This is a genomic window from Aquitalea palustris, assembly GCF_003693445.1.
Taxonomy (GTDB): Bacteria; Pseudomonadota; Gammaproteobacteria; order Burkholderiales; family Chromobacteriaceae; genus Aquitalea; species Aquitalea palustris.
In genome coordinates, this window is sequence record NZ_RFAR01000040.1 from 19,183 (window position 1) to 44,298 (window position 25,116).

At 61.1% G+C, this 25,116-nt stretch carries 26 protein-coding genes; 12 read left to right on the forward strand and 14 right to left on the reverse strand.

The window, feature by feature from the left end:
* Positions 1-31 precede the first annotated feature (31 nt).
* The 8 genes from lgt (at position 32) to EAY64_RS10255 (ending at position 7,558) form a co-directional block, all read left to right on the forward strand.
* On the forward strand, positions 32-883 hold the full coding sequence (gene lgt / locus EAY64_RS10220; protein ID WP_103524671.1) for a prolipoprotein diacylglyceryl transferase: 852 nt from the start codon (positions 32-34) through the stop codon (positions 881-883).
* 118 nt (positions 884-1,001) lie between these two features.
* Positions 1,002-1,850: a putative selenate ABC transporter substrate-binding protein gene (locus EAY64_RS10225; RefSeq protein ID WP_103524672.1), complete on the forward strand. Its 849-nt coding sequence runs from the start codon at positions 1,002-1,004 to the stop codon at positions 1,848-1,850.
* Complete coding sequence (locus EAY64_RS10230; RefSeq protein WP_103524673.1) at positions 1,847-2,644, forward strand: phosphonate ABC transporter ATP-binding protein; 798 nt, start codon at positions 1,847-1,849, stop codon at positions 2,642-2,644. Before EAY64_RS10225 ends, EAY64_RS10230 begins: the two co-directional genes overlap by 4 nt.
* The gene (gene phnE / locus EAY64_RS10235) at positions 2,638-4,206 is read left to right on the forward strand and encodes a phosphonate ABC transporter, permease protein PhnE (RefSeq protein ID WP_226034205.1); all 1,569 of its coding nucleotides are present in this window, start codon (positions 2,638-2,640) and stop codon (positions 4,204-4,206) included. Before EAY64_RS10230 ends, phnE begins: the two co-directional genes overlap by 7 nt.
* Positions 4,207-4,393: 187 nt before the next feature.
* On the forward strand, positions 4,394-5,200 hold the full coding sequence (locus EAY64_RS10240; protein WP_103524674.1) for an ABC transporter substrate-binding protein: 807 nt from the start codon (positions 4,394-4,396) through the stop codon (positions 5,198-5,200).
* A 92-nt stretch (positions 5,201-5,292) separates the two neighbouring features.
* Positions 5,293-6,030, forward strand: coding sequence for an amino acid ABC transporter permease (locus tag EAY64_RS10245; RefSeq protein WP_103524675.1), 738 nt, complete (start codon positions 5,293-5,295; stop codon positions 6,028-6,030).
* A complete protein-coding gene (locus tag EAY64_RS10250) occupies positions 6,027-6,701 on the forward strand; it encodes an amino acid ABC transporter permease (protein WP_103524676.1) in 675 nt (224 codons plus the stop codon). The genes EAY64_RS10245 and EAY64_RS10250 overlap by 4 nt, the downstream gene beginning before the upstream one ends.
* Positions 6,702-6,790: 89 nt before the next feature.
* Positions 6,791-7,558: a 3',5'-cyclic-nucleotide phosphodiesterase gene (locus tag EAY64_RS10255; RefSeq protein WP_103524695.1), complete on the forward strand. Its 768-nt coding sequence runs from the start codon at positions 6,791-6,793 to the stop codon at positions 7,556-7,558.
* Positions 7,559-7,660: 102 nt separating this feature from the next.
* On the opposite strand, the gene EAY64_RS10260 is transcribed toward EAY64_RS10255, so the two are convergent.
* The 12 genes from EAY64_RS10260 to EAY64_RS10315 form a co-directional block, all read right to left on the reverse strand.
* Positions 7,661-8,425, reverse strand: coding sequence for a substrate-binding periplasmic protein (locus EAY64_RS10260; protein ID WP_158604659.1), 765 nt, complete (start codon positions 8,423-8,425; stop codon positions 7,661-7,663).
* Between the two features lie 113 nt (positions 8,426-8,538).
* Complete coding sequence (locus EAY64_RS10265) at positions 8,539-8,751, reverse strand: heavy-metal-associated domain-containing protein (protein WP_103524678.1); 213 nt, start codon at positions 8,749-8,751, stop codon at positions 8,539-8,541.
* Between the two features lie 16 nt (positions 8,752-8,767).
* The gene (locus EAY64_RS10270) at positions 8,768-11,110 is read right to left on the reverse strand and encodes a heavy metal translocating P-type ATPase (protein WP_103524679.1); all 2,343 of its coding nucleotides are present in this window, start codon (positions 11,108-11,110) and stop codon (positions 8,768-8,770) included.
* A gap of 127 nt (positions 11,111-11,237) precedes the next feature.
* Positions 11,238-12,305 (reverse strand): magnesium/cobalt transporter CorA, encoded by a 1,068-nt coding sequence (gene corA / locus EAY64_RS10275; protein WP_226034204.1) that lies wholly within the window; start codon positions 12,303-12,305, stop codon positions 11,238-11,240.
* A 2-nt stretch (positions 12,306-12,307) separates the two neighbouring features.
* Positions 12,308-13,801 (reverse strand): exopolyphosphatase, encoded by a 1,494-nt coding sequence (gene ppx / locus EAY64_RS10280; protein WP_255640360.1) that lies wholly within the window; start codon positions 13,799-13,801, stop codon positions 12,308-12,310.
* Between the two features lie 145 nt (positions 13,802-13,946).
* The gene (gene phoU, locus EAY64_RS10285; protein WP_103524680.1) at positions 13,947-14,651 is read right to left on the reverse strand and encodes a phosphate signaling complex protein PhoU; all 705 of its coding nucleotides are present in this window, start codon (positions 14,649-14,651) and stop codon (positions 13,947-13,949) included.
* A 126-nt stretch (positions 14,652-14,777) separates the two neighbouring features.
* Positions 14,778-15,437 (reverse strand): ribose-5-phosphate isomerase RpiA, encoded by a 660-nt coding sequence (gene rpiA, locus EAY64_RS10290; RefSeq protein ID WP_103524681.1) that lies wholly within the window; start codon positions 15,435-15,437, stop codon positions 14,778-14,780.
* An 85-nt stretch (positions 15,438-15,522) separates the two neighbouring features.
* The gene (gene ispF / locus EAY64_RS10295) at positions 15,523-16,002 is read right to left on the reverse strand and encodes a 2-C-methyl-D-erythritol 2,4-cyclodiphosphate synthase (RefSeq protein ID WP_103524682.1); all 480 of its coding nucleotides are present in this window, start codon (positions 16,000-16,002) and stop codon (positions 15,523-15,525) included.
* 5 nt (positions 16,003-16,007) lie between these two features.
* A complete protein-coding gene (gene ispD, locus EAY64_RS10300) occupies positions 16,008-16,691 on the reverse strand; it encodes a 2-C-methyl-D-erythritol 4-phosphate cytidylyltransferase (protein ID WP_103524683.1) in 684 nt (227 codons plus the stop codon).
* Positions 16,688-17,410, reverse strand: a complete 723-nt coding sequence (gene dnaQ / locus EAY64_RS10305; RefSeq protein WP_103524684.1) for a DNA polymerase III subunit epsilon — start codon at positions 17,408-17,410, stop codon at positions 16,688-16,690. Before dnaQ ends, ispD begins: the two co-directional genes overlap by 4 nt.
* 61 nt (positions 17,411-17,471) lie before the next feature.
* Positions 17,472-17,915 carry a ribonuclease HI gene (gene rnhA, locus EAY64_RS10310; protein ID WP_103524685.1) on the reverse strand — a complete coding sequence of 148 codons (444 nt, stop codon included), beginning with the start codon at positions 17,913-17,915 and terminating at the stop codon, positions 17,472-17,474.
* The gene (locus tag EAY64_RS10315; RefSeq protein ID WP_103524686.1) at positions 17,912-18,721 is read right to left on the reverse strand and encodes a class I SAM-dependent methyltransferase; all 810 of its coding nucleotides are present in this window, start codon (positions 18,719-18,721) and stop codon (positions 17,912-17,914) included. Before EAY64_RS10315 ends, rnhA begins: the two co-directional genes overlap by 4 nt.
* A 20-nt stretch (positions 18,722-18,741) precedes the next feature.
* On the opposite strand from EAY64_RS10315, the gene gloB reads away from it, so the two are divergent.
* Positions 18,742-19,500, forward strand: coding sequence for a hydroxyacylglutathione hydrolase (gene gloB, locus EAY64_RS10320; protein WP_103524687.1), 759 nt, complete (start codon positions 18,742-18,744; stop codon positions 19,498-19,500).
* 293 nt (positions 19,501-19,793) lie between these two features.
* Entirely contained in the window at positions 19,794-21,620 is a 1,827-nt protein-coding gene (locus tag EAY64_RS10325) for a LysM peptidoglycan-binding domain-containing protein (RefSeq protein ID WP_226034203.1), read from the forward strand.
* A 73-nt stretch (positions 21,621-21,693) separates the two neighbouring features.
* Here the strand turns inward: EAY64_RS10325 and dtd are convergent, their stop codons facing one another.
* On the reverse strand, positions 21,694-22,146 hold the full coding sequence (gene dtd / locus EAY64_RS10330; RefSeq protein ID WP_103524689.1) for a D-aminoacyl-tRNA deacylase: 453 nt from the start codon (positions 22,144-22,146) through the stop codon (positions 21,694-21,696).
* Between the two features lie 51 nt (positions 22,147-22,197).
* Here dtd and EAY64_RS10335 point away from each other — a divergent pair, with 51 nt between their 5' ends.
* Positions 22,198-23,037: a PhzF family phenazine biosynthesis protein gene (locus EAY64_RS10335; RefSeq protein WP_103524690.1), complete on the forward strand. Its 840-nt coding sequence runs from the start codon at positions 22,198-22,200 to the stop codon at positions 23,035-23,037.
* A gap of 51 nt (positions 23,038-23,088) precedes the next feature.
* Positions 23,089-23,862, forward strand: a complete 774-nt coding sequence (yaaA, locus tag EAY64_RS10340; RefSeq protein WP_103524691.1) for a peroxide stress protein YaaA — start codon at positions 23,089-23,091, stop codon at positions 23,860-23,862.
* A 24-nt stretch (positions 23,863-23,886) separates the two neighbouring features.
* Here yaaA and EAY64_RS10345 read toward each other — a convergent pair whose 3' ends face one another.
* Positions 23,887-24,882, reverse strand: a complete 996-nt coding sequence (locus EAY64_RS10345; protein ID WP_103524692.1) for a 2-hydroxyacid dehydrogenase — start codon at positions 24,880-24,882, stop codon at positions 23,887-23,889.
* Positions 24,883-25,116: the final 234 nt, after the last annotated feature.

Below are 25,116 nucleotides of genomic sequence, written 5' to 3' on the forward strand. Positions count from 1 at the left end.
TTCTTTTACCGCAAACGCACCGACCTGACAAATGATCGTTCATCCGCAGTTTGACCCCGTCGCCATCCACCTGGGCCCGCTGGCCATTCACTGGTATGGCCTGATGTACCTGCTGGGCTTTGGCCTGTTCCTGCTGCTGGGCAATTACCGCATCCGCCAGGGCCATGCTTTTCTTACTTCCAAGCTGCTGGACGACCTGCTGATGTATGGCGTGCTGGGGGTGGTGATTGGCGGCCGGCTAGGTGAGGTGCTGTTTTACGAGCCGGGTTATTACTTCAGCCATCCGGCAGAAATCTTCATGGTGTGGAAGGGTGGCATGTCCTTCCATGGCGGTTTCCTGGGAGTGCTGGTGGGCATGGCCTTGTTTGCCCGCAAGCAACAACGCAGCTTCTGGGAGCTGACCGACTTCATCGCCCCACTGGTACCGCTAGGCCTGGCGGCCGGGCGTATCGGCAACTTCATCAATGGCGAGCTGTGGGGACGGGTAGCCAGCCCCGAGCTGCCCTGGGCCATGCTGTTTCCCCAGGCGCGGGCCAATGACCTGGCCGAGGGCCAGACCTCGTCCGACCTGCTGAACATGCTGATGCAGTATGGCGCGCTGCCGCGTCATCCTTCGCAGCTGTATGAATTTTTGCTGGAAGGCATCGCCCTGTTTGCCGTGCTGTGGATCTATAGCAGCAAGCCGCGCGCCCGTGGCCAGGTATCGGCGGTGTTCCTGATCGGTTACGGTCTGGCGCGTTTTGTCAGCGAGTTTTTCCGCAATCCGGATGCCGGTATTTTCGGCCATTCCTACACCATCAGCATGGGCCAATGGCTAAGCCTGCCGATGATCATCATCGGGGTGCTGCTACTGCTATTCTTCGGCAAACGCCAGCCACGCTAGGTTATAATTGCCGCTGGCAGCTTTTGGTCTGCCACCATCGCTCTATCCAGAAAGCCAGTCATCGACTGGCTTTTATTTGTCCTGCGGCCTTTCGCCCGCACCGCTAAGGAAATCTGGCATGAAAACCCTCAAGCTCACTCTGGCCACTGCCTTGCTGGCCGTCTCCGCTCTGGCCTCGGCCGAAGAAGCCGTGCTGAAAGTCTCTGCCATTCCCGATGAGGCTCCTACCGAACTGCAACGCAAGTTTGCGCCGCTGGGCCAGTATCTGGAAAAGGAGCTGGGCATGAAGGTGCAATTCGTGCCGGTGACCGACTACGCCGCGGTAGTGACTGCGCTTAACAGCGACAAGATCGACATGGCCTGGCTGGGTGGCTTTACCTTTGTGCAGGCCAGCCTGCATGGCAAGGTGGTGCCGCTGGTACAGCGCGAGGAAGACAGCAAGTTCACCGCCAAATTCATCGTCAATGCCGCAGTGGGAGCCAAATCGCTGCAAGACCTCAAGGGCAAGAGCTTTGCCTTTGGCTCGGCCTCCTCCACTTCCGGTCACCTGATGCCGCGTTACTTCCTGCAGAAGGAAGGCATCAAGCCGGAAACCTTCTTCAAGAACGTCGCCTACTCCGGCGCACATGACGCCACCGTGGCCTGGGTCGCCTCCGGCAAGGTGGATGCCGGTGCGCTCAATGCCTCGGTATGGGAAAAGCTGGTGCAAAGCGGCAAGGTGGATGGCAGCAAGGTGAAACTGCTGGCCACCACGCCGCCCTTCTATGATTACAACTGGACGGTGCGTGGCAATCTGGACAAGAAGCTGCAGGCCAGAATCAGCGCGGCTTTCCTCAAGCTGGACCCGAAAAATCCGCAAGACAAAGCCATTCTCGATCTGCAGCGTGCCAGCCGCTTCATTCCCACCAAGGCTGACAACTACAAGGGCATCGAGGCTGCGGCAGAAGCGGCAGGCCTGCTCAAGTGAGCCTGCAGTTTGACAGCGTCAGCCTGCAACTGGGCGGAACAGACATCCTGCGCGATATCAGTCTGAGTCTGGCCCAGGGGGAGCAGGCGGCGCTGATCGGCCCGTCTGGTGCCGGCAAGACCTCGCTGTTATTGCTGGCCGCCACGCGCTACCGCCCCAGCCACGGCAGCCTCAACCTGCTGGGCGACAATCCCTGGCACTTGTCGCCGCGCTGGCTGGCCGGTTTGCGTAGCCGCATCGGCATGATCTACCAGGCAGCACCGCTGCCGGCCCGTCAGCGGGTGGTGCATGCGGTGGCAGCCGGACGACTGGGCCAGATGTCCGGCTGGAGCGCACTGCGCCAACTGCTGTGGCCTGATGATACCGCCGCCATCCTGGACAGCCTGCAGCGGGTGGCGCTGGCCGACAAGCTGTGGCAACGCTGCGATCAGCTGTCCGGCGGGCAGCGCCAGCGCGTCGGCATTGCCCGGGTACTGCACCAGCGTCCCGCGCTGGTGCTGGCGGACGAACCGGTGGCAGCGCTCGACCCGCGGCTGGCCGATGACACCATCCGCCTGCTGTGCGAAGAAGCCAGCACACACCAGTCCACCCTGCTGGTCAGCCTGCATTCTGTGGAACTGGCACTGGCTTATTTCCCGCGCATCATCGGGGTGCGCGATGGCCAGATCATGTTCGACCTGCCACGCGAGCAGGTGCATCCGGGCGTGGTCAGCGCCCTGTATGCCGGAGAAAGGCTACGCGAGCCGGCTGAGCCGCCCGCCCCAGCAGCCAGCCGCCAGGACCTGCGATGCTGAGCAGCCATCCGCGCGATCCGGCGCGCTGGCCGCGCCTGCTTACCCTGCTGCTGTGTCTGGCCTTGCTGGCCCCCAGCTTCAGCCTGACCCAGTTCAACCCGGCTACCCTGGCCAACCCTGATAGCTGGCGCACCATGGCCGGCTTTGTCGCGGGGTTCTTCCCCATGGCGCTGCAGGCGGATTTCCTGCGCGATGTGGCGCGGGAAACCATTACCACGCTGGCCAGCGCCACCGCCGGCATCGCCCTGGCCATGCTGCTGGGTGCGCCGCTGGCCTTGGCCACCAGCCATGCCTTGCAGCGCCATTTGCTGGGCGGCGAGCGCCCTGCCCGCCTGGCCGGCTGGCTGGCCTCGCTGCTGCGCGGGCTGATGGTGATCTTGCGCGGCATTCCGGAAATCGTCTGGGCGCTACTGCTGGTGCGGGCGGTCGGCCTGGGCAGCCTGCCTGCCGTGCTGGCCATCGGCCTCGCGTATGGCGGCATGCTGGCCAAGGTGTATGCCGAGATTCTGGAATCACAAACACCTGGGCTGGCTTCTGCCCTGTATCTGCAAGGGGCCAGCCGCTGGCAGTGCCTGCTGTACGGCCTGTGGCCACAAGCCCTGCCCGAGCTGCTGAGCTATAGCGTGTATCGCTGGGAGTGCGCCATCCGCGCCTCGGCCGTGATGGGATTTGTTGGCGCCGGTGGCGTGGGCCAGTTGCTGGACACCAGCCTGAAAATGCTCAATGGCGGTGAAGTCAGCACCCTGTTGCTGGTTTTCCTGCTGCTGGTCAGCCTGAGCGAAGGCATCAGCCTGTTGTCGCGCCGTGCCCTGGGCAGCGTGACCGCTACCCGCATGCTGCCGGCACTGGGCCTGCTGGCCGTGGCAGCCAGCGTGCTGTGGCTATGGCCGGGCTGGCGGGATAGTGGTTTCGACAGCAGCGCCATCGTGCGCTTTGCCCGGGACTTCTTCCCTCCAGCCAGCGACATGCTGACGGAAATTGGCCACGGCATGGTGGAAACCCTGGCCATGTCGGGGCTGGGCAGCGTGCTGGCTTTTATGGCTGGCGCGGTGCTGGCCATGCCGGCCGCCGGCCGCTTTGGCACTGCCGCAAAGTGGCTGAGCCGGCTTTTGCTGAATGTGCTGCGTGGCGTGCCTGACCTGCTGTGGGCATCCATTGCCGTACTGGCAGTCGGCCTTGGCCCGGCGGCCGGGGTGCTGGCGCTGGCCTTGCACACCACCGGCGTGCTGGGGCGGCTGTTTGCCGAAACGCTGGAAAACGCCGACCCGGAACCTGAGCTGGCCTTGCAACAGGCCGGGGCCGGCAGACTGCTGGCCTTTGCCTATGGTCAGTTGCCCACGGTGTTCAGCCAGTGGCTGGCCTACACCCTGTATCGCTGGGAAAACAATATCCGCAGCGCCACCGTACTGGGCATTGTGGGTGCCGGTGGCCTGGGGCAGCAGCTGTATCTGGCCTTGTCGCTGTTCCAGCAGCACCGGGCGGCCAGCCTGATCATCGCCATGCTGCTGCTGTCATGGGCGGTGGAACAGCTCAGTCGTTATTGCCGGCAGCGCATGGGCTGAATTGTCCGCATGCACAGCGCCTTGCAACGGCAGCCTTGGGCTGCCGTTTCTTATTCCATATTCTGATAAAAAATGCAGTTTTAATCGTTTTACCTGCTGAACAGCTGCGCCTAGCATGGGGGCCATTCACAGCAGCGCCTACCGGAGCTGACTGTCCTACCCTTCTCACTCCACAAGAGGCTTAGCCATGAAAACCACTTCCCTGCTACTGGCACTCACCCTGCTCGGCACCGCTGGCCACGCTCTGGCCGATCGCCTGGACGACATCAAGAAAGCCGGCGTGCTGCGCGTGGCGGCCTTCGACAGCAACCCGCCCTTTGGCTTCCTGGATGCCCAGACCCACCAGATCAGCGGTCTGGATGTGGAAGTAGCCCAGGCCATTGCCAAGAAACTGCAAGTAAAACTGGAACTGGTGCCCACCAATCCTGCCAACCGCATTCCGCTGCTGGTAGCCGGCAAGGCCGATCTGGTTGCCGCCAATTTCACCGTCACCGATGAGCGCAAGAAGCAAGTGGATTTCAGCCTGCCCTACTTTGCCTCCGGTCAGCAGTTCATCGCCCGCAAGGGCAGCCTGAGCAAGCCGGAACAGCTGGCCGGCCTGCGTGTAGGTGTGGACAAGGGCACCACCCAGGAAATCTATCTGCGCGAGAAATACAGCAAGACCACCGTGGTTGCCTACGACGACACCCCGCTGGCCTTTACCGCACTGCGTAACGGCAATGTGCAGGCCATTTCGCAGGATGGCTCCAAGCTGGCTGCGCTGCTGGCCAATGCCCCGGACAAGGCCAAGTACGAGCTGGCGCCATTCACCCTGACCCGCGAGTACCAGGCCATCGGCCTGCCCAAGGGGGAAGCCCGCCTGACCAAGGCAGTGAATGACACGCTGGTGGAACTGGAAAAGTCCGGCCAGGCCCGCAAGATCTACGACCGCTGGTTTGGCCCCAAGACCAAGGCCCCGCTGCCGCGTGATTTCAAGATCGGCGACGCCGCCTGAGTCTTGCAACACCGCACAAACCGGCCTGAGCGCTTATGGCGCAGGCCGGTTTTCCCGTTTCATCGCCGGATTTTTGAGCAGGAAAGATTGCCATGACACCCCCCTCCTGGCTGGGACAAGGCTGGCTGGCGCCACACTATCTGGGCTGGCTGCTGCAAGGTGCAGCCATGACTGCTGCGCTGGCGCTATGCGTCTGCCTCAGTGCCACTGTGCTGGGTGTGCTGCTGACCGCCGCACAGGATAGCAAGCAGCGCTGGCTGCAATGGCCAGCGCGTCTGTTTTGCAGCCTGCATCGCAACACACCGCTGCTGGTGCAGGTTCTGCTGTGGTATTTCGGCGTGGGTGGCCTGCTGCCGGACCAGGCCATGCAATGGCTGAACAGCCCGCACCAACTAGCGCTGCCGCTGGGCTTGAACCTGTCCTGGCCCTCGTTTGAATGGCTGGCCGCCTGGATTGCCCTGTCCTGGTATTCGGCCTGCTTCATCAGCGGCGAACTGGCCGCCGGGCTGCGTACCGTCGGCAGCGGGCAGCGGCTGGCTGGCCGGGCCCTGGGCATGAGCGAGTGGCAGATTTTCCGCTTTATCGTGCTGCCGCAGGCCTTGCGCCACATCCGCCAGCCGCTGCTTGGCCAGTACACCGCCATCATCAAGAACACCTCGCTGACCATGGCCATTGGCGTGGCGGAGTTGTCCTATACCTCACGCCAGGTGGAAAGCGAAACCCTGCTGGCCTTTCAGGCCTTTGCCGTGGCCACTCTGCTCTATCTGCTACTGGTGATTGCAACACAGCTGGCGGGTAGCCGGCGCAGCGCCGAGGAGCCTGGCCGATGATGCTGAGCTTGCTGCATGACAATCTGGACTATCTGCTGTGGGGCAATCTCACCCGTGGCCAGCCGGGTGGCCTGCTGCTGACCCTGGGCATCAGCCTGGCTGCCGGCGTGCTGGCCACGCTGGGTGGACTGGTCGGGGGAATTGCGCTGTGCATGGGTGGGCCGCGTCTGTGCCGGGTTCTCAACACGCTGGTGCAGATTCTGCGGGCCATCCCGGTGCTGATGCTGATTTTCTGGTGCTATTTTCTGCTGCCGATTTTGTTCGGCATTGATATTCCTGGCGTATTGACGGTGATTGCCGCGCTGGCGGTGATCAATGCCGCTTATCTCAGTCAGTCGGTCAAGGCCGGCATCGATGCCATTGGCGACGGGCAATGGCGCGCAGCCCAGGCACTGGGCATGACCCGCTGGCAAGCCTTGCGCTACATCATCCTGCCGCCGGCCTTGCGCGCCATGTTGCCGTCCTTCGTCAACCAGTGGATCACCTTGCTGAAAGACAGCTCGCTGGCGTATGTGGTGGGCGTGGCGGAATTCACCTTTGTCGCCACCCAGATCAACAATCGCGAGCAGGTCTATCCCTTGCAGATCTTCGGCCTGCTGGCCATCGGCTATCTGCTGCTGTGCAGTACGCTGGAGTGGCTGGGCCGGCGCGCCGGCCGCATGCCGGCCTGAGGCCATCCGGTTTTATGGCTGCGGCGCAATGCTGCGCCATCGACTACACTGGCTACAGGTTGATCCGGCTGATAAGCGAGGGGTTCCACATGCATGTCAAGGTTCTGGGTGCGTCCTCCGGTATCGGACAAGCGGCGCGCACCACCAGTTTTCTGGTTGATGGCAATTGCCTGATCGACTGCGGCAGCGGCGTTGCCGACCTCGATACCGACGCCCTGTTGCAGATCGACACCGTGCTGCTCACCCACAGTCATCTGGATCACAGCGGCAGCCTGCCGCTGCTGGCCGATGCCCATGTGACACACGGCGGCAGGGGGCTGGATGTCTATACCCAGCAGGAAACCATCAGCGCGCTGCAGCAGCACATGTTCAACGGCCTGCTGTGGCCGGACTACACCAAGGCGGCTCCCGGCAATATGCCGTGGGTGAGGCTGCATGCACTGGAAGTGGGCGACTCGATTCCCTTGCCCGACGGCATGGCCACTGCCCTGCCCGCCGAGCACAGCGTGCCGGCAGTGGGCTGGCTCCTGGAGGGGCCATGGCGGGCGCTGGCCTTTACCGGTGATTCCGGCCCTTGCCTGGCTTTCTGGCACTGGATCAGCCATGTCCCGTCTTTGACCGATGTGATCTGCGAATTGAGTTATCTGAACGAACAATCGGCGCAGGCGATGAAAGGTGGCCACATGTCGCCTGCCCTGCTGCTGCCGCTGCTGGAAATCCTGCCACCCAATGTCCATGTGTGGATCACCCACACCGAAAACAGCCTGCGCAGCCAGCTGCTGGAGCAGGTGCGCAAGGAGCTGCCCTCGCTACTGCACCTGCACCCGCTGGAGCAAGGCATCACCATCGAGTTGTAAGACCCGATAACACCCCCCCGCTCCAGCGCGCCGCCTTGGCCCGGGTTCTCTACGGGGTTGTGTGAGCGCTTCCAAGGGGAGATTGGACAGAGCGGCAGCCGCTTACTGACTGCTGCCGTAAATGCGGTCCAGCGGTTGCATGATGTGCGCCAGCCGGCCGCTGCGGCGAATACGTTCAAAACCTTCACGTACCTGCTGTACCAGCGCGTCGCTGGTATCACGGTTGAACACCATGTAGAGGCCGGATTCCAGCTCGCTCAGCACATAGACAGGCTCGATCTGGCTGCAATCCAGGCCGTGTGGCGCGCACTTGGCCAGGCCCAGCGGCACCAGATCGATGCGGCCAGCCTGCAACATCGGCAATAACAGATCGCTGGAGCTGACCACCATCAAGGTCTTGTCACCGCCATCAGCAAAGCCCTTGCGCCGCAGGTACTCCTCGCGGAAATCCATATTGACCACACCGATGCGATAGCGACGGGCATCATCCAGGCTATGTACCACCACGTCGCCGCGCCCCTTCTTGCGAAACAGGGCAATGCGGTTGGTCACCAGCGGGCCTATCCACTTGAACTTGTTCTCGCGTTCCGGCGTTCTGGCTACCGGATACATCAGGGTGCCGGGCCGGGCCAGCGTGGTGGTGTAGATTCTGGCCCAGGGCTGGATGTCCACCTGGTAGGGCAAACGGGCTGCGGCCAACGTGGCGCGCACGCTGTCGGTGCAATAGCCCTGTATCGCCCCATCCTGCCGATAGGAAAAAGGCAGATTATCCTCGGCCAGCACGGGCAGCGGTGCTGCCGGCACCAGCCCGCTGCAGGCTGCCAGCCCGCACCACACTGCTGTCCACTTGATCAAAAAGCGTATCATCGCGTCATCTGCGGCCTGTAGCCGTCTGCTTGTAAACGACTGATGCCGGTCAGGGACCGGCATCTGCAATGACAGCAGTATAAGTGTTTATACCGATAGCCGGTACTTATTCATTAGCTGGCGACTACCTCGAAGCCGGCATCCACCACGGCGGCGGCCAGCTCCTCGGGCGACACGGTAGCCGCATCGTAAACGATGTGTGCCTGCTTGTTTTCCAGGCTGACTTCGGCACTGCTGACACCAGCCATGGTGGACAATACCTTGCTGATGCTGTTGGAGCAGCCAGCGCAGGTCATCCCTTCGATATTCAGTTTCAGTTCGCTCATGCTTGTTCCTTTCAGTTTATTTCCAGCGGCGCAGCAGCAGCGAATTGCTGACTACCGACACCGAGCTCATGGCCATGGCAGCACCTGCCAGCACCGGATTCAGCAGCCCCAAGGCCGCCAGCGGAATGCCCAGTACATTGTAGATAAAGGCAAAAAACAGGTTCTGCCGGATCTTGCCCAAAGTGGCACGCGACAGACGGATGGCATCGGCTACCTGCTGTACATCACCACGCATCAGGGTGATGTCGGAGGTTTCCAGCGCTACATCCGAACCGGCCCCCATGGCGAAGCTGACATCCGCCACGGCCAGCGCCGGCGCATCATTGATGCCATCACCCACCATGGCTACCTTCAGGCCTGTTGCCTGGATTTCGCGCAGTGCATCCGCCTTGTCCTGCGGCCGCAAGCCAGCGCGGTAGTCGTCGATGCCGGCTTCCGCGGCAATGGCAGCGGCTGTCGACGGATTATCGCCGGTGAGCATGATGACCCGCACCCCCATTTGCTGCAAGCTGCGCACCGCAGCCGCCGAGGTGGGACGCAAGCGGTCGGCAATGGCCAGCAAGCCCAGCAAGACGCCATCGCGGGCAAGCGCAATCACGCTTTGCCCCGGCGCACTCCACGCGGGAGGCAAGGGCTGATTGCTGGCCCACTCCGGCCGCCCGACCCGTATCGTGCCGTATCCTTCCAGCTCGGCAATCACCCCCTGCCCTACTTCGGCGCGGAAGGACTGCACCGGCAACAAGGATAGCTGACGCGCCGCCGCCTGCTGCAGCAGGGCCAAGGCTAGCGGATGCTCCGAACCGCTCTCTGCACTCGCCGCCAGGCACAACAGCCGGTCCTGGTCACCATCAGCTGCCCAGATGCTGGTCAGTTGTGGCCGACCTTCGGTCAGTGTCCCGGTCTTGTCCACCACCAGCAGCTGGATGCGACCAGCCGTTTCCAGCGCTGCGGCATTGCGAAACAGCATGCCACGGCTGGCTCCCTTGCCTACCCCCACCATGACGGCAGTCGGGGTCGCCAAGCCCAGCGCGCAGGGGCAGGCAATCACCAGCACCGCTACGGCATTGATCAGTGCCTGACTCCAGTCGCCCAACCACCAGCCGTTCAGTAGCAAGGTCAGCGCCGCCAGGCCAGCCACCACCGGCACAAACACCCCGGCAATACGATCGGCCAAGCGCTGGATCGGTGCCTTGCTACCCTGTGCCTGGCCAACCAGCCGGATGATTTCCGCCAGCTGCGTGTGGGAACCAACACTGCCAGCCCGTATTTTCAGCATGCCTTGCAGATTGCGGGTGGCGGCATACACCTTGTCACCCACATCCTTGGCCACCGGCATGCTCTCACCGGTCAGCATGCTTTCGTCGAGGCTGGCCTTCCCTTCCAGCACCACGCCATCCACCGGCAGGCTTTCACCATGACGCACCAGCACCACATCGCCCACTTGCAGCTGGTCAACTGCGATCTCCTGCAGGCTGCCGCCCCGCTCTATCCGTGCCGTGCGTGGTGCCAGCCGCAGCAGGCTGGCAATAGCCCCTGCACTCTTGCCACGTGCCCGCGCCTCCAGCAGCTTGCCCAGTAATACCAGGGTAATCACCGCCGCACTGGCCTCGAAATACACATGCTGGTGCTGCCAACCCGACAGGGTAACCACGGTGGACAGCAGCCAGGCCATGCTGGTGCCCAGCGCCACCAGTACATCCATATTGGCGCCGCCGCTGCGCAGCGCATGCCAGGCTCCGCGATAAAAGCGCCAGCCAATGATGAACTGCACCGGGGTTGCCAGGGCCAATTGCAGGCCGCGTGGCAACATCAGCTGGTGCCAGCCGAACAACATGGCCAGCATTTCCAGGAAAAATGGCAGCGTAAGCAGCGCGGAGACGGCAAACCACAACAGTTCGCGCAGGTACGACTGCATCTGCTGCCCACCATCCTGGCTGGCAGCCTGCTGTAGCGTGGCAGTGAAGCCTGCCTTGCTCACCGCCGCCAGGGCATCGGCCGTGAGCAGCGTGCCCGACGGAAATTGCAGACGAGCGGTCGCCGTGGCGAAATTGACCTCGGCCTCCAGCAGCGGCAGTTTGTTCAGCACTTTTTCCAGCCGTACCGCGCAGGCAGCACAGCTCATGCCGGCGATATCCAGTTGCAGTTGCTGCAGCGGTACGCTGAAACCGGCTTTGTCGATGGCGGCCTGCAGCTGCGCGATGGTGGTGGTGTCGGGCCGATAACGGATAACGGCCTGCTCGCTGGCAAAATTGACATTGGCACTGACATCCTCCAGCCGGTTCAGCACCTTCTCCAAGCGGACGGCGCAGGCAGCGCAACTCATTCCGGCAATGGGCAGGGTAATGGCAGATTCATTCATGACAGCCTCCTTGGTATTTCAGTATATACCCCCAAGGGGTATGTGAAAACCATCATTACCAAAACTGCAGGCATGAAAAAGCCGCAGGGCCAGCGGCGCTGCGGCAGTGGATGCCACAGGAGGTGGTTCAGATCCAGTTACGCTTCCAGAACAACCAGATCAGCCCGCCGGCAATGGCAGCCATCAATCCCAGTACACCAAAGTACCCATAGTGCCAATGCAGTTCTGGCATGTTCTCGAAATTCATACCGTAGATGCCGGCAATCAGCGTCAAGGGCATGAAAATCATGCTGAACACGGTGAGCACACGCATCTGCAGGTTCAGCCGGTGCGACTGGGTAGACAGATACAGGTCCAGCATATCGGCTACCATTTCGCGGGACATTTCCAGTGATTCGATGACATGCATGGTGTGGTCGTAGGCATCACGCAAATACACCTGGGTTTCCTGCCGGATCAGGCTGAATTCGCCACGGGTCATGGTCAGCAGCATCTCGCGCAGCGGCAGAATGGAGCGGCGCAGCTTGAGGCAGTCATGCTTCAGCCGTTGCACCTTGTTCAGCACACCTTGCTCACGGCCGTGCAGCAGCAACTGGTCGGTACGCTCGACATGCTCGGTAAACTGGCTGAGCACGCCGAAATAGTCGTCGATGATGGCATCCAGCAATGAATAAGCCAGATAGTCCGCCCCCTTGCTACGCAGCACACTGTGCGGATTGCGCAGCCGCTCGCGCACCGGCTCGAAGACCCCGGTCGGCCTTTCCTGAAAGCTCAGGACAAAGTTTTCGCCCACCACCAGATACATCTGGTCGTAGCTGAGCCGGCCACCGTTTTTGGGAAAATCGAACACCCGCGTGGCGATGAACAGATAGTCGCCATAGTCTTCCAGCTTGGGCCGCTGCCGGTTGTTCAGAATGTCTTCCTGCACCAGCGGGTGTAGCTGGAAACGCTCGCCGATAGCCTGCATCACCGCAGGGTCGTGCAGACCATAGACATTGAGCCACAAGACTGGCTGTTCCGGCTGATAGGCCAGCCCCGCCGCGATACTGTCAAAACGGTTTTCACTCAGCTGCTGCGGACCGAACTCCACCAGGGCAAGACTGGAGCTGGGTAATTTCTGCTCACCGACTGGCAGCAGGCTGCCGGGTGCCTCACCCAGGCTGGGCACCCGTTGTTTCACTTCGGCATGGCGCATGATTAGAGCTTGCTGACGTCGAGTTCGAAACCGACATTCTTCCACTGCAGCACTTCCTGGCGGAAGGCGCTGGCAGTCAGCGGATTATCATTCAGCCAATTCTGACTCATGGTCAGCACAAAACCTTTCACATCCAGCTTCAGATCCAGCAATTCCGGCAGGGTGATGGCCATGCGGCTGCGATAGAACAATACCGCCAGCCGCAGCGCAACTACGGCCTGCCACAAGGCGGGGTCGCTCACCACCTGTTGCATCTTGCCCATGTCGCCGCGATGGCCCAGCACGATGGTAGCCAGCATGGCCTGTTCGCGCTTGGAAAAACCCGGCATGTCGGCATTTTGCAGAATATAGGCCGAATGCTTGTGGTAAGCGGTATGAGCGATGGTCAGGCCGATTTCATGCAGCCTGGCCGCCCAGATCAGCCGCTTGAGCATGTCCTGGTCGACATCCTCGCCCGCCACCATGCGGTACAGCCGTTCGGCCAGCACTTGCACCCGCTCGCTTTGCGGCACATCCACGTGGTAACGGCGCTTGAACAGCTGCACCGTGCTTTCGCGCATATCCTTTTCGCGCTGGCGACCCAGCAGGTCGTATAGCACGCCATCGCGCAGCGCACCTTCGGCCACGGTCATCTTGCTGATGCCCAGCTCTTCGAAAATGGCGATCATGATGGCCAGCCCGCCCGGCAACACCGGCAGCCGGTCCGCCTTCAGGCCGTTCAGGCTGACGTTCTTCAGCGATTCGCGCTTGATCAGTTCGGCACGCAATTCCAACATGCCCTCCAGCGTGATGTCGGAAGCCGACCATTCATTGATTTCCAGAATATCGCGCAGCGAACGGGCAGTGCCCGAGGTCCCCACCGCCAGTTGCCATTCTTCCGGGCGGTATTCGGTGGTAATGCGCTGGATTTCATTGCGCGCGGCCAGCGTGGCATCGGCGAAATTACTGCGGCTGAGCTTGCCATCGGCAAAATAGCGCATGCTGTAGCTGACACAGCCCAGCGGCAGGCTTTCGGTTACATGGGCCTTGAACTGGCTGCCGATGACAAACTCAGTCGAGCCGCCGCCGATGTCCACCACCAGCCGTCTTTCCTTGGTAGCAGGCAAGGAATGCGCCGCGCCGATATACACCAGCCGCGCCTCTTCGCGCCCGGCGATGATTTCGATGGGAAAGCCCAGCAGTGCTTCGGCGCGCTGGATGAAATCGGCCGAGTTTTTCGCCACCCGCAGGGTATTGGTGCCGACGATACGTACCTGGGCCGGGCTGAAACCGCGCAGGCGCTCGCCAAAACGGGCCATGCAGGCCAGGGCTTTTTCCTGGGTGGCGTCGTCCAGGTATTTGTCGGCAGTCAGGCCGGCGCCCAGACGCACGGTTTCTTTCATGGCATCCAGCGGGTACAGCTGGTCTTCTACAACGCGGGATACTTGCAGACGAAAGGTGTTGGACCCCAGGTCGACCGTGGCCAGCACATCCGGGGTGGGCAGGGTTGTGGTCAAAGGCTAGCCTTTTCCAATATGGTTTGCTGCGCGGCCATGCTCAGGGCTCAGCCTGTAAGCGGCCACGCCATGGATTATTCAATAAAAAATGGCAGTAACATGCGCGATGTTACCGCCATTCGTGCTATTGCGTCATTGCGCTTGATCAGTGGCCCAGGGTTTCCCGCTTGATGTCTTCCAGCGAGGTGTGACGGATGTCCTTGCCCTTGACCAGGTAAACCACGTACTCGGAGATGTTCTTGGAATGGTCGCCAATGCGCTCGATGGCCTTGGAAATGAACAGGGTGTCGATGGACATGCTGATGGTGCGCGGGTCTTCCATCATGAAAGTGATCAGCTGGCGCAGCTCGGCAGCGAAGTCGTCATCCAGCCGCATGTCTTCTTCGGCCAGTTCCAGTGCTGCGCTGGCATCCAGCCGGGCAAAGGCATCCAGTGCGCGGCGCAGCATGGCCAGGGCCACTTCTGCCATTTTGCGGATTTCGCGGAAGCGCGGCATCTGGTAGCGCTCGGACTGGTAGATGGTTTTGCCCATGCGCGCAATTTTCTGCGCTTCGTCACCGATACGCTCCAGATCGGTAATGGTCTTGATCACGGTGATGATGATGCGCAGGTCGCTGGCGGCCGGCTGGCGGCGCGCGATGATGTGCTGGCAGTCGTCGTCGATGGTGACTTCCATGGAGTTGACCAGCGCGTCTTCGGCAATCACCTTGTCAAACTTGGCGATGTCACCGGACATGAGCGCATCGATAGCAGAGAGGATCTGTTGTTCCACCAGACCGCCCATTTGCAGGACGCGGGTGCGGATGGTTTCCAGTTCCATGTCGAACTGCTTGGAGATGTGATCTGCCATGTCTGCCTCTTAAACGAATCCGGATTGCAATGAATAGATGATGGTAAGCCGCCCTGATGACAGGCTGATGACATTTAATCAAAACGGGCCTGTCAGCGACAGGCCCGGCGGCATGCGACAACGGGCTTAGCGAATGACTTCCACGCCATCCTGACGGCCCAGCACCAGCACATCGGCGCGACGACGGGCAAACAGGCCGCAGGTCACGACACCGGCGATATGGTTGATGGCTTCTTCCAGCTCCACCGGGGTGTTGATGGTGAGACCGTGCACATCAAGAATCAGGTTGCCGTTGTCGGTCACCACGCCCTGGCGCAGCTCCGGGTGGCCGCCCAGTGCCACCAGCTGGCGGGCCACCGAGCTGCGGGCCATCGGAATGACTTCGATCGGCAGCGGGAACTTGCCCAGCTTGAGCACGTACTTGCTTTCATCGGCGATGCAGATGAACTGCTCGGCTACGCTGGCCACGATTTTCTCGCGCGTCAGCGCTGCGCCACCACCCTTGATCATGTGCAGGTGATGGTTGATTTCATCCGCACCATCGATATACACCTCGAGCTTTTCCACCTCGTTCAGCTCGAATACCGGAATGTGGTGCGCTTTCAGACGGGCGGTGGAGGCTTCCGAGCTGGATACCGCGCCCTTGATACGGCCTTTGATGGTGGCCAGTTCTTCAATGAAGAGATTGACCGTGCTGCCAGTGCCCACACCGACGATACAGTCGTCCGGCACGAATTCCAGCGCCTTTTGGGCCACGGCCAGCTTGAGTTGGTCTTGGGTCAGCATGTTGATACCTCCATCAGGTGAGTTCGATTCCGCATTCAGACAGGGATTATCCCACATCGGCTGGCTTCTGTCGGTGCGCCAGCCATCACTGCGCCGGCATCAGCAGGCAAATGGCCTGCGCTTCGATTGCCTCGCCACGTCCCAGATAGCCCAGCTTTTCATTGGTCTTGCCCTTCACATTGACCGCATTCACGGCAATGCCCAGGTCGGCGGCAATGCAGGCACACATGGCATCGATGTGCGGTGCCAGTTTGGGGCGCTGCGCGATCAGCGTGGCGTCCACATTCACCACTTGCCAGCCGGCCGCCCTTACCCGTACCGCCGCTTCGCGCAACAATACCCGGCTATCGGAGCCCTTGAAGCGCGCGTCGGTATCCGGAAAATGCCGACCGATATCACCCAGTGCGGCAGCTCCCAGTATGGCATCGGTAATCGCATGCAGCAGGGCATCGGCATCGGAATGCCCCAGCAGACCATGGCTGTGCGGAATGGTCACGCCGCCCAGGATCAGCGGGCGGCCTTCCACCAGCTGATGCACGTCGTAACCTTGTCCAACTCGGAACATGCTGTTCACTCCTTTCTTGCAGCCAGAATGGCACGCGCCAGCGCCAGGTCACGCGGGTAGGTCACCTTGAAATTCTGCGCATCGCCCTCCACCAACCGGGGCTTGTGTCCATATTGCTCCACGGCGGAGGCTTCATCGGTGATATCCGCCACGGCGGCAGCGGCCAGCGCCTCGGCCAGCAGCCCGGCACGGAACATTTGCGGCGTCTGCGCCAGCCACAGCCCCTGGCGCGACACAGTGGCGCTGATGCGTCCTTCGCCATCAGCCCGCTTCACCGTATCCGGCACCGGCAAGGCCAGCAAGCCGCCTACCGGATCGTCAGCCAAGGTGGCAATCAGCCGCTCCACCGCCGCCACCGACAGGCAACAGCGCGCCGCATCATGCACCAGCACCCAGTCCTGCTCGCTGGCCTCCATGGCCTGCAAGCCATTGCGCACGCTTTCGGCGCGACTGGCTCCACCCACGCGCAGCACGCTGAGCTTGGGCAGATCCCATTCGAAATCATCAAACCATTCGTCACCGGGCGAGATCACCACCACCACCCGGCTGATAGCTGCCACCTGCGACAGCACCTGCAAGGTGTGCCACATCAGCGGACGATTGTTCAGTTGCAAGTACTGTTTGGGGCTGGGGCCGCCAAAGCGGCTGCCGGAACCGGCAGCCGGCACCAGGGCAAGATAGCGGCTCATGCGGCATCCCCTGCCGGCGGGTTCTCCAGCGTGCGCCACAGGCAACTGCCCTTGACTGCCTTGTCCAGATCGCCCAGATAGCTCTGGTGTGCGGCCAGCTCGTCCTCGCTGGCCCGGCGCACCGACAAGGGCTTGCGCTCGAACTGGATGTCGCCGGCCTGCTGGCTGCCATTGTCGACATCGATATCCATGACCAGGCTTTCCTGGCCACGGGTCATCCACAGATAGACTTCCGACAGCAGTTCGCAGTCGATCAGCGCACCGTGCAGGGTACGGTTGGAGCGGTCGATTTCAAAGCGGTCACACAAGGCATCCAGGCTGTTGCGCTTGCCGGGAAACTGGTCACGCGCCATAGCCAGGGTGTCGGTTACCTGCTCGGCCACATCCTTGATACGCGGCAGGCCCAGGCGGTCGAATTCGGCATTGAGGAATTTGACGTCAAACGGCGCGTTATGAATGATCAGCTCGGCCCCACGCATGAAGTCGGCCAGTTCGGCCGCCACTTGGGCAAAGCGCGGCTTGCCCTCCAGCGAGGCCAGTGAAATACCGTGCACCCGCTCGGCATCCGGATCGATATCACGCTCCGGGTGAATATAAACATGCAGATGCTTGCCGGTGAGCTTGCGGTTCACCATCTCCAGGCCGGCGAATTCAATGATGCGATGGCCCTGATCGGGGTCGAGGCCGGTGGTTTCAGTATCGAGAATGATCTGTCTCATGCTGCTGCTTTCGGACGGACCGGCCTGCGCCGGTCGCAATCAATAAATCTGTCAGGGGGATTTACAGCGTGTCGACGCCACGGTTGGCCAGCTGGTCGGCGCGTTCGTTGAATTCATGGCCGGCGTGGCCCTTGACCCAGCGCCACTCGACATGGGTATGGCGGTTGCGTTCGGCATCCAGCGCCTGCCACAAGTCGGCATTCTTGACCGGTTCCTTGGCGGCGGTTTTCCAGCCACGGGCCTTCCAGCCGTGGATCCACTCGGAAATGCCTTTCTGCACATATTGCGAGTCGGTGTAGACCACCACACTGCAAGGCCGGTTCAATGCCTCCAGCGCACGAATCACCGCCAGCAGCTCCATGCGGTTATTGGTGGTGCCGCGCTCGCCACCAAACAATTCCTTTTCCTTGCCCTTGAAACGCAGCAGCGCACCCCAGCCACCAGGCCCCGGATTGCCCTTGCAGGCACCATCGGTATAAATCTCAACGCGATCTTCAGTTGTCATGTTTCTCTGTCAGTTCCGCCCCGTCCTGCCGACCGGGCATGGTCATTCTTGGCGGTCTCCCGCTCTCCGGCCGGGGTGGCAGCTTGCTTGTGCGTGGGGTGACGCTCGTTGCCGCCAGCCACCACCAGCCCCTGTGCCGCCTTGGCGGCTTTCCACTTGGGGGTAATCAGCCGCATGCCGCGCTGGCGCTTGATGGCTTCAATGCCATATACACCGGCGGCCAGCGGCCACCATTTATCACCCGCCCGCTCCAGGAAGCCAAAGCGCTCGAGCCAGTCGTGCTGCGAAACGGGAGGCGCATAAGCCATGAAACAGCCAGCGACCGGCTCCAGATCCAGCAGCTTCAGCCAGTCGCGAATGCGGATCAGCGGGAAAAAATTGCCACGCCACGGCGTGTCTGCCCGCCCTTGTATCAGGCGGCGCACCCCCCACAAGGACACCGGATTGAAACCGGTCATCAGCAGACGCCCTTCCGGCACCAGCACTCTTTCCACCTCGCGCAGTACCTGATGCGGCTCGGTGGTAAAATCCAGCAAATGCGGCATGACCAGCAGGTCGAGGCTGCGCGATTCAAAAGGCAGCTGGGCCGGCTGACAGATGATCTGTGCCGCCTCACCGCTTTCTGCCGCCCGGCATTGCCAGGGAATGCGGTTGGCAGCCAGCAAGTCCACCTCTGGCAAGCCCATCTGCACCGCATGAAAACCGAAAATATCGGCAACAGCCCGATCGAAAAACGCCTGTTCGCACTCCAGCAGGTAATGTCCCAGTTCGGTCGTGGCCAGCCACGTGGAAAACGCTTGCATCATTGAAGGAGTCCGATCCGACCATGTTTACCATTACCCCCGTTCGGGCATTTGCCGACAATTATATCTGGGTTTTGCAGCAGGGCACCGGCGCACTTGCAGTTGATCCGGGCGACGCGGCACCACTGATCACCTTTCTGGAGCACGGTGGTCTGGCGCTGCAGGGCATTTTGATCACCCATAACCATGCCGACCACTGTGGCGGGCTGGCCGAGCTGTTGCAGCGCTGGCCACAGGCCAAGGTTTACGGCCCGGCTGGCATCAGCGGCGTGAATCAGCCCGTTGCGGAAGGCGAACAGGTCGACTGGCAGGGCTACCAATTCGAGGTATTGGCGCTGCCGGGCCACACACTGGACCACCTGGCTTACTACGGCCATGGCCAGCTATTCTGCGGCGACACCCTGTTTGGCGCCGGCTGTGGCCGGCTGTTTGAAGGCAGCCCGGCCCAGATGCTGGCCTCGCTGGACAAGCTGGCCGCCCTGCCAGATACCACCCGGTTTTATCCGGCACACGAATACACCTTGTCCAACCTCAAGTTTGCGCTGGCGGTAGAGCCGGACAATGATGAAATACAGCTGCGCCAGCTGCTGGACCAAAAGCAGATCGCCATGGGCTTGCCCACGCTGCCAACCGAGCTGGGACTGGAGAAAACCACCAACCCCTTCATGCGCTGCAGCAAACCGGCAGTGCAACAACAGGCCAGCCGGCAGGCCGGACATGCGCTGCAAGACCGCCTGCAAGTGTTCACAGTGTTGCGCGAATGGAAAAACAACTTCCGCTGACATGCATTCCGGGTAGATCATTCTTGCCAAAAGGCTGGCTACCCTTCTTTATTAAACATATCGACTCATTCAAGCAAAGCTCATGAAATGATTTGCCTTTTTCGATTGACACACCCTTTTGGGGTGTTTAGCATCGGCCGAGATCAGAATTCCGGGCTGGCCAAATGAAAAGAATTACACCATTGGCACTTTCGTTGTCATTTGCATTTTCCGTTTCATCCTTGGCACATGCCGATTCAGGGCCATTCCGGCAATCAGTCGGTGTCGACGAAGCCCAGGCCGCCGGCCTGGACATGATGCTGCTGAACTCCAGCCTGCTACGCAATGGCGATAACGTCTGGGAACGAGCACGCGAAGGTTTCCAGCTGACCGAAGTCAACGCCGACATCGTCCGCAAGCAGGAACGCCTCTACAGCAGCAAGCCCGAATACTTCAAACGCATGCTGGACCGCAGCCACAAATACCTGTTTCACATCATGAATGAAGTGGAACGTCGTGGCATGCCGACCGAAATCGCCTTCCTGCCCATTGTGGAAAGCGCCTTTGTCCCCACCGCCAACTCACCGGTAGGTGCAGCGGGTCTGTGGCAGTTCATGCCGGCCACCGGCCGTCATTACGGCCTGGAACAAACCTGGTGGTACGATGGCCGCCGCGATGTGATGGAAGCCACCCGCGCCGCGCTGGATTATCTGCAGAATCTGTATGCCCAGTTTGGCGACTGGAACCTGGCCCTGGCCGCCTACAACTGGGGCGAGGGCAATCTGGCACGCGCCATTGCCCGCGCCCAGGCCGCAGGTCTTGAACCGACCTACGAAAACATCAAGATGCCGAATGAAACGCGCAATTACGCTCCCAAGCTGATTGCCGTGCGCAACATTCTCAGCCAGCCGGAAAAATTCGGCGTCAAGCTGGACAAATTCCCCAACAAGCCTTACTTCATCGCGGTGTCCACCGGTCGTCACATGGACATCGACGTAGCCGCCAAGATGGCGGGTATTTCTGTTGCCGAATTCAAGGAACTGAACCCCGCCTTCAATCTGCCGGTATATGCCCACAAGCCCGGCCGGCAAATGCTGATTCCGCTGTCCAAGGCTGACAAGTTCGATTACAACCTGTCGCACTGGAACAAACCCCTGCTCAGCTGGCAGGTTTATACACCGTCGGCTGATGAAAATGTCGCCAGCGTGGCCGAGCGCTATGGCATGAGCACCGCCGAGCTGCAAAACGTCAACAAGGTAGGTTCGCGTAATCTGGCGGCAGGCCGCCCGGTACTGGTTGCCTTGCGTGGCAAGGGTGATGGTGCCAGCCCGCTGGATGCCGGTGATGGCAACCTGGGTGATGGCAGCAGCCTGATCGCCGCGGCCCCGGCAGCCGTGGCAAGCTCGCCGGTCGTTGCCAGCAGGGTAGAGATTCAAACTGTTGCCAGTGTCGCCCCTGCCAGCATTGCCAAACCCTTGCCTGTCAGCAATACGCTAGCCGCAGCGCCGGCTAGCGTGGCCACGTCGCCTGTTACCAACACGGTTGCCGCGGTTGAGCCGACCATCATTGCCGACAGCACTCCGGCAAAACCACTCGTGAGCGCAGCGCCTGCCGCAATGGCCAAGCCGGTATTGCTGGCCAAGGCGGAAGCACCCAACCTGCCTTCCAGCACCACACCGCCGCCCAAGCCGCTGGAGGCCCGCCTGGCCAGCGTCAACCCCGCAGCTAGCCAGCACACCGTCGCCAATGGCGATACCCTGTTCAATATTGCCCGCCGCTACAATGTCAGCGTGGCCGACCTGAAAGCCTTCAACAACCTGACGGATAACACCGTCAAGCTGGGTCAGGTCATCAAGGTCAAGGGCAATCCGCTGGCTGCCAATACCATGCTGGCTGAAGCCGTCCCCGCACCCAGCGCGCAAAGCGCGCAAGATGAGGCTCTGGTCAAGGTCAGCAGCAGCATCGCCCCGGCTAGCGGAGCGGTACCGGCCGAATACGTGGTACAGCGCGGCGATACGGTTTACAGCATTGCCCGCCGCTTTGGCGTCAATCACGCTGACATCCAGCGCTGGAACGATGCCAACCAGCTGACCCGTCTGCAACCTGGTCAGCGCGTGCGCATCGAGACCCAGGGCCTGTAATTCACCGGGTCCTGCCAATAAAAAACCCGCTTACGCGGGTTTTTTATTGCCTGCCATCAGAGCACTGCCGCGCTTACTCGGGGTCGCGGCTGTCCAGCAAAATGGTCACCGGCCCGTCATTGACCAGGGCTACTTGCATATCGGCACCAAACACGCCGGTAGGCACCGCACGGCCAATCGCCTGACTCAGACTGGCAACAAACTGCTCGAAAACGGGCCGGGAAATATCACCACGCGCCGCCCGGCTATAGGAAGGCCGATTACCCTTGCGCGTGGAGGCAAACAGGGTGAACTGGCTGACCGCCAACACCTCTCCCCCATGTTCCAGCAGGGAAAGATTCATCACTCCGGCGGCATCATTGAAAATACGCAACTGACTGATCTTGCGTACCAGCCAGTCGATATCCTGCTGGCCATCCACCTCCTCGATTCCCACCAGCAACAGCAGGCCGCTACCAATCTGGCCGCACACCTCACCTGCCACGGTCACGCTTGCTGCACTCACCCGTTGAACTACGACCCGCATGCCCACATCTCCTAGAATCTGACCTGCCATTCTACCTGCTGGGAGCGCGTGATGAATATTCTGAAGATTGCCGCCTTTTCCGATGGCGAGCGCGGGGGCAACCCGGCCGGCGTAGTCATCCAGCCCAGCCTGCCCAGTGACAGCGAAATGCAAGGCATTGCCGCCGAGCTGGGCTTCTCGGAAACCGTATTTGCCATGCCACAAGGCCAGGGCTGGCAGGTGCGCTATTTCTCACCGGAAGCAGAAGTCCCGTTTTGCGGCCATGCCACCATTGCCCTGGGTGCCGCGCTGGCCATGCACTACGGTAATGGGGATTTTCCCCTGCAACTGAATCAGGCCAGCATCAGCGTCAGTGGCCACTACCAGGCAGGCCAGCTCAGCGCCGCCCTGCAATCACCACCGACACACAGCAAGCCGGCACCGGCAGCATTGCTGCAAGAGGTGCTCGCCTTGTTCGGACTGAACCCCGCCCAGCTCTCCCCAACGCTACCACCCGCCCTGATTCATGCCGGTGCCGACCACCTGTTGCTAGCCGTACAAGAGCGCGCCACCCTGTCTGCCATGCGCTATTCACTGGAAGCAGGACGCGACTTGATGCGCCGTGCCGGACTCACCACCATCCTGCTGCTGTGGGCAGAAAACCGGCAACGCTTTCACAGCCGCAATGCCTTTGCTGGTGGCGGTGTCTATGAAGATCCGGCTACCGGTGCAGCCACGGCAGCGCTAGCCGGTTATCTGCGCGATATTGGCTGGGAGCATGGCGGCCATATCGAGGTGATACAAGGTGAGGACATGGGCCAGCGCTCTTGCTTGTATGCCACGATTCCGGCTGAAAAAGGCAGTTCCATTCGCGTATCTGGCAGCGCCAGACTCATGGAGCCGGCGCACTGAGCCACCGACTCCGCTACAATCCCACCCTACTCCGCTGCAAGGATTCGCCTCATGTTGATGGTACTCTCCCCGGCCAAAACGCTGGACTACACCACGCCACCGCACACCACGCGCTATAGTCAGCCGGATTTTCTGGCCGACAGCCAGCAACTGATTACGGTATTGCGCGAAAAAAGCCCGGCCGATATTGCCCGCCTGATGAGCATCAGCGATGCACTGGCCACCCTGAATGTGGGCCGCTATCACGACTGGGCGCCCGACTTCACGCCGGCCAATGCCAAGCAAGCCGTACTGGCCTTCATGGGTGATGTTTACGAGGGACTGGATGCTGCCAGCCTGAACGAAGCGCAGCTGGACTACCTGCAAAACCATCTGCGCATCCTGTCCGGGCTATATGGCCTGCTGCGCCCGCTGGACCTGATGCAAGCCTACCGGCTGGAAATGGGCACGAAGCTGGCCAATCCACGCGGAGCCAATCTGTATGCCTTCTGGGGTGAGCGGATTACCGCAGCGCTGAATCAGCTGCTGGATGCAGAAGATAACCCGGTACTGGTCAACCTGGCTTCAGACGAATATTTCAAATCGGTCAAACCGGCCCAATTGCATGGCCGACTGATCACGCCGGTATTCCAGGACTTCAAGAACGGCCAGTACAAGATCATCAGCTTCTACGCCAAACAGGCACGTGGCCTGATGGCGCGCTGGGCCGCCCTGCATGCGGTAGACACGCCGGAAGCACTGCAGGACTTCAATCTGGGCGGCTACCGGTTTGACACCAGCGAGTCAGACAGCCAGCGTTGGGTATTCCGCCGCCAGCTTGCCTGAAAACCGCCCGGCCAGCACTGGATTTCAGCTCCCCACCTTGTTGGCCAGCGCCAGCCCCTGCTCGAATGCCGTGGCGTTGGCCAGCGTGGTTTCCGCGATATTATCCAGCGCCTCCCGGGTGAGAAAACCCTGGTGTGCTGTGACCAACACATTGGGGAAGGTCAGCAGGCGCGCCAGCTGGTCATCCTGCAGGCCGACTTCAGAGTGGTTTTCAAAAAACACGCCCTCCTCCATCTCGTAAACATCCAGCCCTACCCCGGCCAGCCGGCCATCTTTCAGGGCAGCAATCAAGGCCGTCGTTTCCACCAGTGCCCCACGACTGGTATTGATCAGCACCGCACCGCTTTTCATGCCGGCCAGCGCATCGGCATTGATCATGTGCTGGGTTTGCGGCGTCAGCGGCAAATGCAGGCTGACCACATCACACTCCTGCAGCAATTGCGTCATCGACACATATTCAAAACCAAGTTGCTGGTCCAGACCGGTCTGGGGATAGACATCGAAGGCCAGCACCCGCATGCCAAAGCCCTTGGCAATGGCAATGGTGGCCTGCCCGATGCGACCAGTCCCCACCACACCGATCGTCTTGCGGTACAGGTCGAAACCCACCAGTCCATCCAGCGAGAAATCCATTTCGCGCACCCGCACATAGGACTTGTGAATCCGCCGCACCACGGCCAATAGCAGGGCAAAGGCATGCTCGGCCACCGCATGCGGTGAATAGGCCGGCACCCGGGTCACCACGATGCCGTGCTGCTGACAGGCCGCCAGATCCACGCCATTAAAGCCGGCACAGCGCAAGGTGATCAAACGCACGCCACGCTGCGCCAGACGGGCAATCACTTCGGCATCCAGCCTGTCGTTGACAAAGGGGCAGACCGCATCAACGTCATGCACCAGCTCCAGCGTGTCCTGATTGAGCCGGGGCTCGAAGTAGCTCAAATGATGGCCGAACTGCTGGTTGGCAAGATCCAGGCTTTGACGGTCGTAATTTTTGGTATCGAAAACAGCGATGCGCATGGTGCTTGTCGCCTGAAAGTGGGAGGGCTTTCAGTATAGCGCGGGCAGAGCGCGGCCCCGAGGCCTGAAATACCGCAAGACAGCTGCCAGACACTGCTAGGAAATAGCTGGCGCAACAATGCAAAAACCCCGTCAAGCATGGCTTGATCGAGGTTTTTACTACCGTGCAGCAAGCTGCAGGGAATTGGTTGCGGGAGCAGGATTCGAACCTACGACCTTCGGGTTATGAGCCCG